A 13,750-nucleotide genomic window follows, 5' to 3' on the forward strand; every position below is an offset into this window, starting at 1 on the left:
GCCGCTACGCAGCCAATCGCGGTGAAGGGCAGCTAATCAGCCTTTGACCTGCCGCTCATGCATCCGCGCCAACTGACGCTCCAGCATCGACGGGTACGGCTCCATCAGGCGTTCTACACAGCACGCACCCTCAGGGCTGGCAATCGGGCGAATGCGCGCCCGCTGACGGATCAGCGCGTCGTCACTGATCTTGCGCTCTACCAGCAACAGATTGCGACTGTGCTGCGACAACGCCAGGGCATCCTGCGCCTTCTCGGTCAGCAACAGGTCAATCTGGCTCAACCCATGCAGGTCCTCGCCCAGCACCAGGCCCAGCTGCAACTGCAAGGTAATGCCACTGTCCGCCACTTCAACCTGCAACGCATGCCCCAGGGCCCGCAGCAGCTCGCCACAGCAAATGGCATTGGTCAGGTAGTCATCACCGCTGTCCTGACGATGGAACAGCAGCAACGTGCTGCCATCGTTCAGCGTATGCACTTCGCTTTCATACAGCGACGCCGCCTGGTCCAGGCAGTCGCGGTAGCGCTCGAGCAACTCGGTCAGGCGCGCACGCGGCAGGCGCCGCAACTGCTCCTGGGAACCCAGTTGCACCGCCAGCACGGCACTCGCCTGTGGCAGGCGCGGTGCAGCAGGCGGGGCTACGACCGGGTGATCAGCGCTCTCGTCACGCAGGTCGGCAAAGGCGTCATCGTCTTCGTCATCCGCCGCCGCACGAATCACCGGCTTGGCCACCGCAGGCGCCTCATCGAAGCCCGGGTCGCGCAGGTTGCGCACCTGGAACGCCGGCTGCGGCTCGTCGTCGTCCTCGTCCTCGTCCTCGTCCTCGACTTCCGGCTCCGGCTCGACCTCACGCGGTGGCGGGGCAAAGCGGGCGTGCAACTGACGGGCAAGGTCGCCGATCTCGTCCTGACGCTCAGTCGCCGGGGTGTATTCGTCCAGGTCGCGCAGCCAGACCCGCAGTTGCAGCAGTGGCGTCGAAATGAACCGACCCAGGCGCAGGCTCAAGGCCAAGGCCAGGGCCAGTAAAATGGCCGCCAGAATGCCCATGCTCTGCAGGCTGATGGTCAGCGGCTGCTGGAACTGGCTCATGTCCAGGCTGATGCGCAGTTGCCCGGCGGTCACGTCCTGGAAGGTGATCTTGGTCTGGTACAGGCCTTCGACTTCGCCCAGCAGGCTGTTTTTCGGGCGCTGGCCGGCCTCGGCAAGAATCCGGTTGTCGACGCTGTAGATGGCCGCATGGGCCACTAGCGGGTTCTTCACCAGGTTGCCGAGCAGCACATTGAGGCTGAGGATGTCGTTGGACACCAACAGCTCGGTGGCCGAGGTCGCGGTCTGGGTGGTCAGGCTCTGACCCAGGGCGTCGGCCTGCTCGTGCATGGCTTGTTTGAACTGCAAACCCATCACGCCCGCATAGATCACCAGGGCCAGTGCGACCAGGAAGACGTTATGGCAGGCAATCCGCAATGCCAGGGGTATGCGACGTTGGCGCAAGGCACGGAAGATCAACAGGAAGAAGTTATCGGTTTTAACGGGCGTGGGCCGGTTCACAGAGCGCGGCTCTTTATGTCGGAGAAGTTGCTGCGCAGTATAGCGACCGACCATGGGACGGCAAAGCATCGACTGCGCCCGATGGTCTACGAAAATCGGTAGAATGCGCTTTTTTTCAACCAGTCGGAGCCCGTCTTGCGCGAAATCGTCCTGATCAACATCACCGGTGAAGACCGTCCAGGTCTCACTTCGGCCATCACCGGCGTCCTGGTTCAGGACGGTGTGAACATCCTCGACATGAGCCAGGCTGTGATTCACGGCACGCTGTCATTCGGATTGCTGGTTGAGTTCAACGCCGCGGCACAGGCCGCTGCCACCTGTGAAGCCGTGCGCAGCACCGCTGAATCGCTGGGCCAGCAGGTGCGCGTAAGCAGCATGTCCGAAGCTGATTACCAGCGTTGGGTCCAGGCCCAGGGCGCAGGTCGCCACATCGTCACCCTGATGAGCCGCAAGATCAGCGCCGACCAGGTGCAGCGAGTAAGCGCGATCACCAGCGCACATGGCCTGAATATCGAAGCTATCGACCGTCTGTCCGGTCGTGTGGCGCTGGACGCGGTTGCCGATGCGCAGAGCAAGGCTTGCCTGGAGTTTTCCGTGCGTGGCGATCCGGCTGATCCGCTGGCCCTGCGCGCCGCGTTCCTCAACCTGTCCCAGGAACTGGGCATCGACATCGCCTTCCAGGAGGATTCGCTGTTCCGGCGCCACCGCCGCCTGGCGGTGTTCGACATGGACTCGACCCTGATCGAAGCCGAAGTGATCGACGAGTTGGCCAAAGCTGCCGGCGTGGGCGAGCAAGTCTCGGAAATCACCGAGCGCGCCATGCGCGGCGAACTGGATTTTCGCGCCAGCTTCAAGGAGCGCCTGGCGCTGCTCAAGGGCCTGGACGTCGGTGTACTGGACGAGATCGGCGCTTCCCTGCGCCTGACCGAAGGCACCGAAAATCTGTTCGCCGAGCTCAAGCGCCTGGGCTACAAGACCGCCATCCTGTCCGGCGGCTTCACCTACTTCGCCAAGCAGTTGCAGGCCAAGCTGGGTATCGACTATGTGTTTGCCAACGAATTGGAAGTGGTGGACGGCAAGGTCACCGGCGTTGCCATCGAGCCGATCGTTGATGCCCAGCGCAAGGCCGACCTGCTGACCGAGCTGGCCCAGCGCGAAGGCCTGCAGATGGAACAGACGATTGCCGTCGGTGACGGCGCCAATGACCTGCCGATGCTGGCGCTGGCCGGGCTGGGCGTGGCGTTCCGGGCCAAACCGCTGGTCCGTCAGTCGGCCAGGCAGGCGATCTCCACCCTGGGCCTGGACGGCGTGCTGTACCTGCTTGGGGTCCGCGAACGTGAAGGGCGTGGCTGATCGCGAACGGTTCTAACCGTTTGTCCTGCTCCGCGTTTCCCCGGATTTGCAGCTACTAGGCTTGCTCGCGTACGGCCCATTTCCCAGGGCCGTACCACCCGCAGCGTCGTCTGCGGGTTTCCCAGAGCAACTTCAAGGAGATGAAGTTCATGTCTAAGTACGCAGTGGAAAATCAATGGGGCGGTAGTTCTGCACCTTGGCATCCGGGTGGAACCTGGAAGCTCGGGGCGCGGGACAACCAGAAGGTGGTCGCCGTCGATATCCGTTCCGGCGACGGTGGTGTCACCTTCAAAGGCAACATGACCTATGCCGGCGAAGGGCCGATCGGCTTCCAGGCCAAGCGCGTCGCGCACAACCGTTATGAGGTGCAGAACCAGTGGGGCGGCAATGATGCGCCCTGGCATCCGGGCGGGGAGTGGGTCATCGGCGGGCGGGACAACCAGAGCGTGGTTGCCTTGAGCGTCAAGTCCGGCGATGGCGGCAAGAGCCTCGACGGCACCAACACCTATGCCGAAGAAGGACCTATCGGCTTCCGTAGCCACCTGGAATAGCGCATACGCTATCAGCTGAAACACCGCCCCGTGCTAGCCGGGGCGGTTTGTTGCCTGATCAGGCCTGTGCAGGGTCGGCCAGGCGCTCGCCCATGCTGACGGCAGAACCGGCGCCCAACGACTCGGCCCACTTGACCTGCTCCGGGCCAAACAGCACGACGGCCGTCGAACCCAGTTTGAAGCGACCCAGCTCCGCACCTTTTTCCAGGTGGATCGGCGCGCGGGCGGCTTCGTCGTAGCGGAAGGTTTTCAGCTCGCGTTTCGGCGGGGTGACCAGGCCAGCCCAGACGGTCTCGATCGAGGCAACGATCATCGCACCGACCAGCACCACGGCCATCGGGCCGCGTTCGGTGTCGAACAGGCAGACCACGCGCTCGTTGCGCGCGAACAGCTCCGGGACGTTTTCAGCGGTGGTCTGGTTGACCGAGAACAGGCGGCCCGGCACGTAGATCATTTCACGCAGGGTACCGGCCAGCGGCATGTGCACGCGGTGGTAGTCCTTGGGCGACAGGTAGATGGTGGCGAACTCGCCGCCCATGAACGGTGCGGCATTGGCCGGATCACCGCCCAGCAGTTCCACGGCGCTGAAGCTGTGGCCCTTGGCCTGGAAGATGCGACCGTGCTCGATCGGGCCGAGTTGGCTGACGGCGCCGTCGGCCGGGCAGAGGATCGCCCCTGGGGTTTCGTCCAGCGGGCGCGCGCCCGGCTTCAGTGCGCGGGTGAAGAAGGCGTTGAAGTGCTCGTAGGCGCTGAGGTCTTCGACCAGGGCCTGGGACATGTCGACCTGATAGCGCTTGGCGAACCAGGCGGTGAAGGCGTTCTTGAACCAGCGCACGCGGCATTCGGCGATGCAGCCGGCCAGGCGCGAGAGCAGGTGATGCGGCAACAGGTACTGGCTGATGATGAACAAACGGGATTTCATTGAGTTTCCTTAGCGTCAAACTTCTACAGGCGTGTCCGGGTGGTTGCCCCATTCGCCCCAGGAACCGGCATATGCCTTGACCCGTGGATAGCCAAGCGCCTTGGCGACCAGGTAGGTAAAGCCGGAACGGTGATGTGTCTGGCAGTGGGTGACCACTTCCTTGTCCTTGCTGATGCCCAGTTGCTCGAGAATCTCGGGCATGTCCTTGCGGATGCGCAGGGCGTTGTTCATGTCCATGCCGGCGGTCCATTCGAAATTGACCGCGCCGGGGATATGCCCGCCTTTGGCGGCGAGGACTTTCTCACCACGGTATTCGGCAGGGCTGCGGGCGTCCCAGATGGCCAGGTCGGCGGCACCCAGGCGGCTTTGCAGGTATTCGCGGGTGGCGGTCGGCTCATCGTGCAGCCTGAGGCGGACTGGTTCGCCAGCACTGGCGGGTACTTCGGTGCTCAGGGTGCTGGCCGGCCAAGCCTGGGCGCCACCGTTGAGGTAGTGATAACGGCTATGGCCGATCACGTCGAGCAGCCAGATGAAACGACCGGCCCAGCCGCCGCCTTCATCGTCGTACACCACGTAGACGGCATCGGGGTTGTGCCCCAGCTCACCGAACAGCTTTTCCAGGTCGGCCTTGGCTGGCAGCAGGCCGGGCGCCGGTGGCTGGCCGAGCTGGGTGCGCTTGGGGTCGACAAAGCGTGCGCCCGGGATGTGCCCGCTGCCATAGCGGTTGGCGCTGGTCAGGTCGACCAGGATCAACGCTGGCGCATCCAGGCGGGCTTGCAGGTCTGCGGGCTCGATTACCAGCGGCAAGCCGGAAAAGTCAGTCATCCAGGGTCTCCACGTCGAAAGAGAGGGGGCGATTGTAGCGCATGGCTCAGGCGCTGCGGTTGCTGAAGACGGTCAAGGCGCGCTCGATACATTGCGCGGTTTTTCCAAAGGCTTGCACGCTGACATCGTTGAGCGGCCCGCCGCCCTGGTCGGCAAGCACCAGCATGATCACCCGGCCATTGCTCGCCAACGAGCGTAGCAGCAGGTGCTCACCGCGGAACAAGGCGCGCAGTGGTGCCGGCAACAACGCGGCAAACTGGGCGTGATTCTCTGGCGTCAGGCGCAGTTGCGCCGACTGGGTCAGCAAGCGTTGCAGCAACTTGCTCTGGGCCACCGGGAGCACCAGGTTGGCGGTTTCTGCGGGCAAGCCGGCCACCTGGTGTACGCGCAGCGAGGTGTGCTCCTTCTCGGCCATCAGCATCAGCACCCGGCGCATGCCGCAGGCCTTGAAGGCGTCGAAGGCCTTGCCGGTCAGGTGCATGGCATTGGTAAAGGGGCTTGGCTCCTTGAGCAGCTCGGCGCAATCCGCGCGCCAGGTGGTCAGGGCCTCGGGCGTCGGCGCTGCCGGTGCGCGCATGCCACGCGGCACGTAGTGCGCATCCCAGGGCCAGATGAGCATTTCTGCCGGGTGGAACAGGCCCGGGCCGGCGTGCTTGCGCGCACTGTGCGCGGCTTGCTGGTGCACCTGCTGCTGTACATCTTCCAGCGGCACTTGCAGGTACAGGCTGGTCAGTTGTTGCCAGCGCAGGACATGCGGGCAGTTCCACGCCTGTTGCGCCGCCAGTGCCAGGCCGTTGGCCAGCAGCACGGTATTGGCCGGTTGGTTCCACCAGCGGCTCAGCGCCGGTTCGGCGTCGAGCAACTGTTGCTGGCGCAGCGGGTCGTCATGGTCGCGGGCGATGTGCAGGATGCGCACCAGCAGGCGCCGTTCGCCCTGCAACAGGTGGTAGCCCTGGGTGACCCAGGCGGGCAGGCGCCAGAACTCGGCCAGGGTCTGGCACAGGTTGAGCAGCGGTACGCCGAACAACTCACGCTCCACCCTGGGCGCCGACTCGCCCTTGTGCACCACGCGCAACTCCCATTCTTCCAGCAGCTTGGGGTGGGTGAGGGCCAGCGGCCACAGCGGCGAGAGGAACAGCAGGCTGCCCCAGTGGATCTCCTGCCAGAGCCGCGCCAGGCGGCTGGCGAACAGCCCGTTGGCCTGTTGGCTGGCGTGCTGGCTGATCATCTGCAGGTGGCGCAGGGTCAGCGGAATTTGCGCCATCGGCAGCGTCGGCAATCGTTGTAACAATTCTTCGGCACGCTGCAGACCCAGGCGGTTAAGCGCGATCTCAAGGCTTTCGGCCGGTGCGGCGAGGCTTTCATGGGTGTGCCGGTTGGCCTCGCGCATCACGCTGAGCACCAATGCTGGACTATCCTGCATCAGCTCGGCGATGTCGCGAAGGGAGCGGCGGCTGTCGCCGATCGCGGCTTTCACACGTTCGTGGCTGTCGACTGGTACGGGCAATTGCACGCCGTCCAGCAGTTTGATCCAAGCGTCTAGAGTCTTTGGAATGTTAGTTGGCACGATGGTTTCACTAAGCATGCTGGAAAATGGCCGAACTGGCTTTTCGCCTTGACTGGCTATAGTCTGGCGCAGATCTGCCGATAAGTAGAAGAAGAGTTTTACGAACTTCCGCACCCGACCCTGACCCCGACTGTAAGTGCTTTCAACCTATGGCTAAAATTATCGGCATCATCGTCGTATTCGCGAGCGTGCTTGGCGGATATGTTCTTTCTCACGGCAAGATCGCTGCGCTGATTCAGCCTTTCGAGGTGCTGATCATCGGTGGTGCGGCGTTCGGTGCGTTCCTGCAATCCAACCCCGGCTACATGACCAAGTTGGTCATCAAGAAGTCGCTGAGCATGTTCAGCACGCGCTTCACGCATACCTTCTATATAGAAGTGCTGGGGCTGGTCTATGAAATTCTCAACAAGAGCCGCCGCGAAGGCATGATGGCGATCGAGGCGGATATCGAAGACGCCTCGGCCAGCCCGATCTTTGCCAAGTACCCTGCGGTGCTCAAGGATGAACGCATGACCGCGTTCATTTGTGACTACCTGCGCATCATGTCCACCGGCAACATGGCACCCCACGAGTTGGAGGGCCTGTTCGACATGGAGCTGCTGAGCCTGAAGGAAGAGCTGGAGCACCCTTCCCACGCAGTCAACGGCATTGCCGACGGCATGCCCGGTTTCGGTATCGTTGCGGCGGTACTGGGTATCGTGATCACCATGGCCTCGCTGGGTGAAGGCGACCAGAAGTCCATCGGCCTGCACGTAGGTGCGGCGCTGGTGGGTACCTTCTTCGGTATTCTGGCGGCCTACGGCTTCTTCGGCCCGCTGGCCAACGCCCTGCGTCACGACGCCAAGGAAGAGCTGAACATCTACGAAGCCATCAAGGCCTCGCTGGTAGCTTCGGCTTCGGGCATGCCGCCGTCGCTGGCGGTCGAGTTCGGTCGCAAGGTGCTGTACCCGGCCCACCGTCCAAGCTTCGCCGAGCTGGAACAAGCGGTCCGCGGTCGCTAAGCCATGGAGAACAATCAACCCATTATCGTCAAGCGCATCAAGCGCTATGGCGACGGCCACCACGGTGGCGCCTGGAAGATTGCCTTCGCCGACTTTGCCACGGCAATGATGGCGTTCTTCCTGGTGCTCTGGTTGCTGTCCACGGCCACGCCCGAACAGAAGATCGCCATTGCCGGCTACTTCAAGGACCCGATCGGTTTCACCGAGAGCGGTACGCCGTTCATCATCGACCTGGGTGGTTCGCCCGAGCTTGCGCCGGACAAGACCATCAACCCCGAGGAAAAGACCGAGCCTACCCCTGACACCAGCATCCAGTTGGAGAAGGACCAGGTCGAGAACATGGCCGAGCAGGTTGAGCGCGAGCGCCTGGAACTGCTGCTGCAGGAACTGCAGAACAAGGTTGAAGAAAACCCGCAGTTGCAGAAGTTCAAGGACCAGATTCTCTTCGAGATCACCCAGGACGGCCTGCGCATCCAGATCATGGACGCCGAGAACCGGCCGATGTTCGACATCGGCAGCGCGCGCTTGCAGCCATACTTCGAAGACATCCTGCTGGCCATGGCCGACACCATCAAGGCGGTGCCGAACAAGATCAGCATCAGTGGCCATACCGACGCCAAGCCGTACGCCGGCACCGGCGACTTCGGCAACTGGGAGCTGTCGGCCAACCGTGCCAACGCCGCACGCCGTGCCTTGGTCGCAGGCGGCTACCCGGATACCCAGGTGGCGCGAGTCGTGGGCTACGCATCGTCGTCGCTGTTCGACCGGGCCAACCCGTTCAACCCGGTCAACCGGCGCATCGACATTGTCGTGCTGACCAAGAAGGCCCAGCGTGCGCTGGAAGGTGAGCAGGGCGCGCCGGCCACACCGGAAGGCGCTGCCCCTGGTGCTGCTGCACCGACCACCCCGGAAGGCGGCGCTGCTGCGCCAGCGCCGGTGGAGCCGGAGCCGATGCAGCCACGCGAATTGCGCGAGAAGCTGAACATCTTCGAAGACGGTACGTTGAAGATGGACGAGCCTGGCAAGCAATAAGCCGCAACACGACAACGCCCGCCTGGAGTGATCCCGGCGGGCGTTGTGCATTCTGGCCGCCAGCAACAGCTCAGCCGTACAGGCGAATGGTGCGCACGATGTTCACCGTGTTCCACGCACACTCGGCATTGGCCGCCTTGCGCACCACGCTGCTGATGCGTTCCGGGCCAAACGGCTTGATGGCGATGATCGGCTTGCCCAGGCGCTGGGCCACTTCGATTTCCTTGTTGATCCAGTGGCCATGAATCGAATACACGCCGGCCATGATCAACACCACCGAGCTGCGCAGGATCTTGTTTTCGATGGCCTGGTCGAGCTCTCGTTCGTTGTCGGCCTGCAGGATGGGCGTGTCGGACAGGACCGTGAGGTCGCGGTACTTGAAGGAGGGGTGCGCCTTGAGCAGCAGGTTCAGGCGTTCGTAGCTGTCGGCATAGCACCATGAATGGCTGATGAAGAGGTTGTAGGTATCCATGAAGAGTCCCTTCTGGCGTAAGCGAGGTAAGGGCACACGATTGGTGATTACAGCAGGCAGGACAATACGCCTGAGTAAATTGAGAGTGTTCCTACGGTCACAGTTGAAAACGCCTACGTGAAAACGCAGGCGTAAAAAACAAGACGTTTATTGACCGCATCGCCCTGGCGCATTGCTGCCTTCAGAAACCACGGCGGATCTTCGCCTTGAGGTCGATGTGGAAGAACTCCGCGTTCGCCCGATTGTTCTGTCGCCCATCCTGCTCGTCGGCGACGATTGCCCGGCAGAAGGTCTGTTCGTCGTGGTAGGCGCGCACGAACAGGTCGATGTGTTCGCGGTTGCTCAGGGTTGGCCAGCGCTGCAGGTAGTCGGCTGGCAGGTCACCGCCCTGATACAGGGTTACCCGACGATTGAGCAGGGTGGCCGCGCCTAGGCCGAAGGGTAGCCACCAGGCGTCGGGTACGTGCGAACCGAGCACCATAACCAGATGTGTACAGTCGACGATGTTGCGCTGGAAAATTCCGCAGACATCGTCGGTGGTCTGGTGCGACTCGGCGTCGAACATCTCCAGGCACGTGTCGATGCCCTCAAGCTTGAGGCGCTCGTTGAGTATGAAGGCGTACAGGCGTTCGGTGTGGCGATAGCAAATGAAGACCGACATCACAGGGCATCCTTTCTTGTTTTTGTGAAAGGCTGACCATCAGTGAAAGTCATAGGCTAGGCAATAGACGACCGGCAATAGAGAAATGTCCTCCATTGCCGGGTACAAACTCCTACAGAAGCGTCTGACTTGCAGGTGTCAGTAGGTGTCTTGCGGCAGGCTGGCGATGATCGAACGATAGCTGTTCATCCGCTGTTGCTGCACGCGGCCGTCTTCCAGGGCCTTGAGCAGGGCGCAACCCGGCTCGCGATCGTGTTTGCAGTCGCGGAAGCGGCAGGTGCCGATCAGGTCGTTGAACTCGATGAAGCCCGCTTCGACATCATTGCGGCTGACATGCCCCAGGCCGAATTCACGGATACCCGGGGAGTCGATCAGCTCGCCACCGCCGGGGAAGTGATACAGGCGCGCGGTGGTGGTGGTGTGCTGGCCCTGGCCGGACCATTCCGAGAGGTCGCCGACGCGGGTCTGCACGTCTGGCAGCAGGCTGTTGACCAGCGACGACTTGCCCACGCCCGACTGGCCGACGAACACGCTGATATGACCATCGAGCTGCTGTTGCAGCAGTTCCATGCCATTGCCATGGTGCGCAGACACTTCGAGCAACGGATAACCCAGCTGGCGGTACACGGCCAGCAGCGCATTGAGCGCTGGGGCGTTCTGCTCGTCGATCAGGTCGGCCTTGTTCAGCAGCAGCAGCGGGCGGATGCCGGCGTGCTCGGCTGCCACCAGGTAGCGGTCGATCAGGTTGGCGTGCGGCTCGGGTGCGGGGGCGAAGACGATCACGATCAAGTCGACGTTGGCCGCCACCGGCTTGAGCTGGCCGCGGCTGTCCGGACGGCACAGCTCGGTATGGCGCGGCAGTTGCGCGACGATCACGCCGATGCCCTGGTTGCCGGCGCGCCAGACCACCTTGTCACCGGTTACCAGCGCCGGCAGGTTGGCCCGCAGGTGGCAACGGAATACCTGGCCAGCGGTTTCGCCGTCCTTGGCCTCGACTTCAACCTGCACGCCAAAGTGCGCAATCACCAGGCCGATCTGCTCGGGCCCCAGGTCACCGCCTTCGAGCTCCTTCAGGGCGTGTTCTTCGCGTTTGGCGGCGCGAGCGGCGCGTTCACCCTGGATCTTTTCGATGCGCCAGTTTTGGCGGCGATTGAGCTGGCGTTTGGCCATGGAGGTCTCGTGTGGTTAAAGCATGTGATTAAACGGCGTCGAGTTTAGCACGCTCCACTAGGCTAAACTGCGCACCTACCGAGGAGCTCACCCATGCAAAACCCACAGAACCTGATCTGGATCGATCTGGAAATGACCGGCCTGGACCCGGACAACGACGTCATCATCGAGATGGCCACCATTGTCACCGACAGTGACCTCAACACCCTGGCCGAAGGCCCGGTGATCGCCATCCACCACAGTGATGAAGTGCTGGCGCGCATGGATGAGTGGAACACCCGCACCCACGGCGCTTCGGGCCTGACCCAGCGCGTGAAGGACAGCCGCATCAGCATGGCCGAAGCCGAGGCGCAGACCATTGCCTTCCTTGAACAATGGGTGGCGAAGGGCAAGTCGCCGATCTGCGGCAACAGCATCTGCCAGGACCGGCGTTTCCTGTACCGCCACATGCGCGGGCTGGAAAACTACTTCCACTATCGCAACCTGGATGTCTCGACCTTGAAGGAGCTGGCCGCGCGCTGGGCGCCGGACGTTCGCGACAGTTTCAAGAAGGGCAGCACGCACTTGGCGCTGGACGATATTCGCGAGTCGATCGCCGAGCTGCGTCACTACCGCGAGCATTTCATCAAGTTCTGACCTGGCCGTGCCGACAATCGTCGGCACGCCCCCTTTTGGTGCCCGAGGCAACTGGTTAGACTGCGCGCCCCCTTGCACGGATCCGCACCATGTTGTTGATGCTCTACCTCATTGCGATCACCGCTGAAGCCATGACCGGCGCCTTGTCGGCCGGGCGGCGCGGCATGGACTGGTTCGGCGTGGTGCTGATCGCCTGTGTCACGGCGCTGGGCGGTGGCTCGGTGCGTGACGTGTTGCTGGGACACTACCCGCTGACGTGGGTGAAGCACCCGGAATACCTGGTGTTGACCAGTGTGGCGGCGTTGGTGACGATCTTCATCGCGCCGTTGATGCGCCATTTGCGTTCGTTCTTCCTGGTGCTCGATGCCCTGGGCTTGGTGGCGTTCACCCTGATTGGCTGCATGACCGCGCTGGAGCTGGGCCACAGCATGCTGGTGGCGTCGATCAGCGGGGTGATTACCGGGGTGTTTGGCGGGATCCTGCGGGATATCTTCTGCAACGACATTCCCCTGGTGTTCCGCCGTGAGCTGTACGCCAGCGTGTCGTTCGTGGCGGCGTGGTTCTACCTGGGCTGCGTGCACTTCAATGTGCCGGGGGAGCAGGCGATTCTGCTGACCTTGTTTGGTGGTTTGCTGCTGCGTCTACTGGCGATTCGTTTCCACTGGGAAATGCCGAAGTTCCAGTACAACGACGAGCATTAGTAGCCTAGTGTGGTATTTGGCTGGCAATGTGGGCTTCCTGCACAGCTTTTTGTAGCCGCTGCCGACAGGCTGCGCTGGAGCCCGTGAGGGCTCCCAAAGGCGGCGCCTGCTGTGCAGGCGAGCGCAGCCTGACGGCAGCGGCTACATGGGCGCTGGCCCGTTCAGCCGGCAAAAATGCTATCCGGCTCTGTGGGCATGCTGCGCCAACGCCCATTCAACATGCTCGCGCACCAGCTCCGACGGGTACTCCCGCCGCGCCTCCAGCGCTTCCAGCACCGGTATGGTCGAAGGCGCATTCCCCAGCCCCACGGCCAGGTTGCGCAACCAGCGCTCATACCCGGCCCGGCGCAACGGCGAGCCTTCGGTACTGGCGAGGAACTTCTCTTCATCCCACAGGAACAACTCCGCCAACCCGGCATTGTCCAGGCCATGGCGCGGCTTGAAGTCGTTCTCGGCGGTCTGCTTGGCAAAACGGTTCCACGGGCAGACGATCTGGCAGTCATCGCAACCGAACACCCGATTGCCGATCATCGAACGCAGTTCCACCGGAATGGCGCTCTTCAGTTCGATGGTCAGGTACGAAATGCACTTGCGTGCATCCAGCACATAAGGCCCGACAAACGCCTTTGTCGGGCAGATGTCCAGGCACGCCGAGCAGCGCCCGCAATGCTCGGTCGCCTGCGCCTCGTCCACCGGCAGCGGCAGGTCGACGAACAGCTCGCTGAGGAAGAAGTAGCTCCCCGCCTTGCGATTGAGCAGCAGGGTGTTCTTGCCGATCCAGCCCAACCCGGCCTGTTCGGCAATGGCCTTTTCCAGCACTGGCGCGCTGTCGACGAAGGCACGAAAGCCAAACGGCCCGATTTCCTTCTGGATACGCTCGGCCAGGTGCTGCACGCGCTTGCGCACCAGCTTGTGATAGTCGCGGCCCAGGGCGTAGCGGGAGATGTAGGCTTTTTCCGGCTGAGCCAGCAATTGCGCCATCTGCGTGTCGCCCGGCAGGTAGTCCATGCGCAGCGACACCACGCGCAAGGTGCCCGGCACCAACTCGTCGGGGTGCGAGCGCTTGCTGCCATGGGCACCCATGTACTCCATTTCGCCGTGATAGCCCGCCGCCAGCCAGCGCTCCAGGTGGTTTTCGTGCTCAGCCAGGTCCACGCCGGCAATGCCAACGTGCGCGAAGCCCAGTTCACGGCCCCATTCCTTGATGGACTGGGCGAGGGCGGGAAGATCAGTAAGGGAAGCGGACATGCGAGATAGGGCAACGGTGACTCAGGTGCGTATAATTCTGCCAGACATCGGAGCCCGACACCC

General features: G+C 62.8%; 14 protein-coding genes. 6 read left to right on the forward strand and 8 right to left on the reverse strand.

Going from position 1 to position 13,750, the window contains the following annotated elements:
* Window positions 1–36 precede the first annotated feature (36 nt).
* Window positions 37–1,548 carry a histidine kinase gene (locus tag M5G11_RS18985; protein WP_273910726.1) on the reverse strand — a complete coding sequence of 504 codons (1,512 nt, stop codon included), beginning with the start codon at window positions 1,546–1,548 and terminating at the stop codon, window positions 37–39.
* A 135-nt stretch (window positions 1,549–1,683) separates the two neighbouring features.
* Between M5G11_RS18985 and serB the strand changes: the two genes are divergently transcribed.
* Together serB and M5G11_RS18995 are read left to right on the forward strand one after the other, a co-directional pair.
* On the forward strand, window positions 1,684–2,901 hold the full coding sequence (serB, locus tag M5G11_RS18990; protein WP_273910727.1) for a phosphoserine phosphatase SerB: 1,218 nt from the start codon (window positions 1,684–1,686) through the stop codon (window positions 2,899–2,901).
* A 149-nt stretch (window positions 2,902–3,050) separates the two neighbouring features.
* Complete coding sequence (locus M5G11_RS18995; protein ID WP_273910728.1) at window positions 3,051–3,452, forward strand: lectin OAA family protein; 402 nt, start codon at window positions 3,051–3,053, stop codon at window positions 3,450–3,452.
* Between the two features lie 58 nt (window positions 3,453–3,510).
* Here the strand turns inward: M5G11_RS18995 and asd are convergent, their stop codons facing one another.
* From asd to M5G11_RS19010, 3 genes are read right to left on the reverse strand one after another with little or no spacing between them, the layout of a single operon-like run.
* A complete protein-coding gene (gene asd, locus M5G11_RS19000) occupies window positions 3,511–4,374 on the reverse strand; it encodes an archaetidylserine decarboxylase (RefSeq protein WP_273910729.1) in 864 nt (287 codons plus the stop codon).
* Window positions 4,375–4,389: 15 nt separating this feature from the next.
* Complete coding sequence (locus M5G11_RS19005) at window positions 4,390–5,199, reverse strand: rhodanese-like domain-containing protein (RefSeq protein WP_273910730.1); 810 nt, start codon at window positions 5,197–5,199, stop codon at window positions 4,390–4,392.
* Between the two features lie 46 nt (window positions 5,200–5,245).
* Window positions 5,246–6,784 (reverse strand): HDOD domain-containing protein, encoded by a 1,539-nt coding sequence (locus M5G11_RS19010; protein WP_273910731.1) that lies wholly within the window; start codon window positions 6,782–6,784, stop codon window positions 5,246–5,248.
* Between the two features lie 131 nt (window positions 6,785–6,915).
* On the opposite strand from M5G11_RS19010, the gene motA reads away from it, so the two are divergent.
* Both motA and motB read left to right on the forward strand, forming a co-directional pair.
* Window positions 6,916–7,767, forward strand: coding sequence for a flagellar motor stator protein MotA (gene motA / locus M5G11_RS19015; protein WP_273910732.1), 852 nt, complete (start codon window positions 6,916–6,918; stop codon window positions 7,765–7,767).
* Window positions 7,768–7,770: 3 nt separating this feature from the next.
* Window positions 7,771–8,799, forward strand: a complete 1,029-nt coding sequence (gene motB / locus M5G11_RS19020; protein WP_273910733.1) for a flagellar motor protein MotB — start codon at window positions 7,771–7,773, stop codon at window positions 8,797–8,799.
* Between the two features lie 70 nt (window positions 8,800–8,869).
* Here the strand turns inward: motB and M5G11_RS19025 are convergent, their stop codons facing one another.
* From M5G11_RS19025 to rsgA, 3 genes are all read right to left on the reverse strand, one after another.
* The gene (locus M5G11_RS19025) at window positions 8,870–9,271 is read right to left on the reverse strand and encodes a TIR domain-containing protein (RefSeq protein ID WP_273910734.1); all 402 of its coding nucleotides are present in this window, start codon (window positions 9,269–9,271) and stop codon (window positions 8,870–8,872) included.
* A 181-nt stretch (window positions 9,272–9,452) separates the two neighbouring features.
* The gene (locus M5G11_RS19030) at window positions 9,453–9,932 is read right to left on the reverse strand and encodes a molecular chaperone Tir (protein ID WP_273910735.1); all 480 of its coding nucleotides are present in this window, start codon (window positions 9,930–9,932) and stop codon (window positions 9,453–9,455) included.
* Between the two features lie 138 nt (window positions 9,933–10,070).
* Entirely contained in the window at window positions 10,071–11,102 is a 1,032-nt protein-coding gene (rsgA, locus tag M5G11_RS19035) for a small ribosomal subunit biogenesis GTPase RsgA (protein WP_273910736.1), read from the reverse strand.
* 93 nt (window positions 11,103–11,195) lie between these two features.
* Between rsgA and orn the strand changes: the two genes are divergently transcribed.
* Window positions 11,196–11,738, forward strand: a complete 543-nt coding sequence (orn, locus tag M5G11_RS19040) for an oligoribonuclease (RefSeq protein ID WP_273910737.1) — start codon at window positions 11,196–11,198, stop codon at window positions 11,736–11,738.
* 89 nt (window positions 11,739–11,827) lie between these two features.
* Window positions 11,828–12,439: a trimeric intracellular cation channel family protein gene (locus M5G11_RS19045; protein ID WP_273910738.1), complete on the forward strand. Its 612-nt coding sequence runs from the start codon at window positions 11,828–11,830 to the stop codon at window positions 12,437–12,439.
* A gap of 177 nt (window positions 12,440–12,616) precedes the next feature.
* Here M5G11_RS19045 and queG read toward each other — a convergent pair whose 3' ends face one another.
* Entirely contained in the window at window positions 12,617–13,687 is a 1,071-nt protein-coding gene (gene queG / locus M5G11_RS19050; protein ID WP_273910739.1) for a tRNA epoxyqueuosine(34) reductase QueG, read from the reverse strand.
* Window positions 13,688–13,750 lie beyond the last annotated feature (63 nt).

The sequence above is a fragment of the Pseudomonas fontis genome, from assembly GCF_028656955.1.
Taxonomy (GTDB): Bacteria; Pseudomonadota; Gammaproteobacteria; order Pseudomonadales; family Pseudomonadaceae; genus Aquipseudomonas; species Aquipseudomonas fontis.

What these genes read in the sequence shown, in the direction of transcription:
- M5G11_RS18995 (WP_273910728.1), top strand. Translation starts at nt 3,051, where the DNA reads ATGTCTAAGTACGCAGTGGAAAATCAATGGGGCGGTAGTTCTGCACCT.
- asd (WP_273910729.1), bottom strand. Translation starts at nt 4,374, where the DNA reads ATGAAATCCCGTTTGTTCATCATCAGCCAGTACCTGTTGCCGCATCAC.
- M5G11_RS19005 (WP_273910730.1), bottom strand. Translation starts at nt 5,199, where the DNA reads ATGACTGACTTTTCCGGCTTGCCGCTGGTAATCGAGCCCGCAGACCTG.
- M5G11_RS19010 (WP_273910731.1), bottom strand. Translation starts at nt 6,784, where the DNA reads ATGCTTAGTGAAACCATCGTGCCAACTAACATTCCAAAGACTCTAGAC.
- motA (WP_273910732.1), top strand. Translation starts at nt 6,916, where the DNA reads ATGGCTAAAATTATCGGCATCATCGTCGTATTCGCGAGCGTGCTTGGC.
- motB (WP_273910733.1), top strand. Translation starts at nt 7,771, where the DNA reads ATGGAGAACAATCAACCCATTATCGTCAAGCGCATCAAGCGCTATGGC.
- M5G11_RS19025 (WP_273910734.1), bottom strand. Translation starts at nt 9,271, where the DNA reads ATGGATACCTACAACCTCTTCATCAGCCATTCATGGTGCTATGCCGAC.
- M5G11_RS19030 (WP_273910735.1), bottom strand. Translation starts at nt 9,932, where the DNA reads ATGTCGGTCTTCATTTGCTATCGCCACACCGAACGCCTGTACGCCTTC.
- rsgA (WP_273910736.1), bottom strand. Translation starts at nt 11,102, where the DNA reads ATGGCCAAACGCCAGCTCAATCGCCGCCAAAACTGGCGCATCGAAAAG.
- orn (WP_273910737.1), top strand. Translation starts at nt 11,196, where the DNA reads ATGCAAAACCCACAGAACCTGATCTGGATCGATCTGGAAATGACCGGC.
- M5G11_RS19045 (WP_273910738.1), top strand. Translation starts at nt 11,828, where the DNA reads ATGTTGTTGATGCTCTACCTCATTGCGATCACCGCTGAAGCCATGACC.
- queG (WP_273910739.1), bottom strand. Translation starts at nt 13,687, where the DNA reads ATGTCCGCTTCCCTTACTGATCTTCCCGCCCTCGCCCAGTCCATCAAG.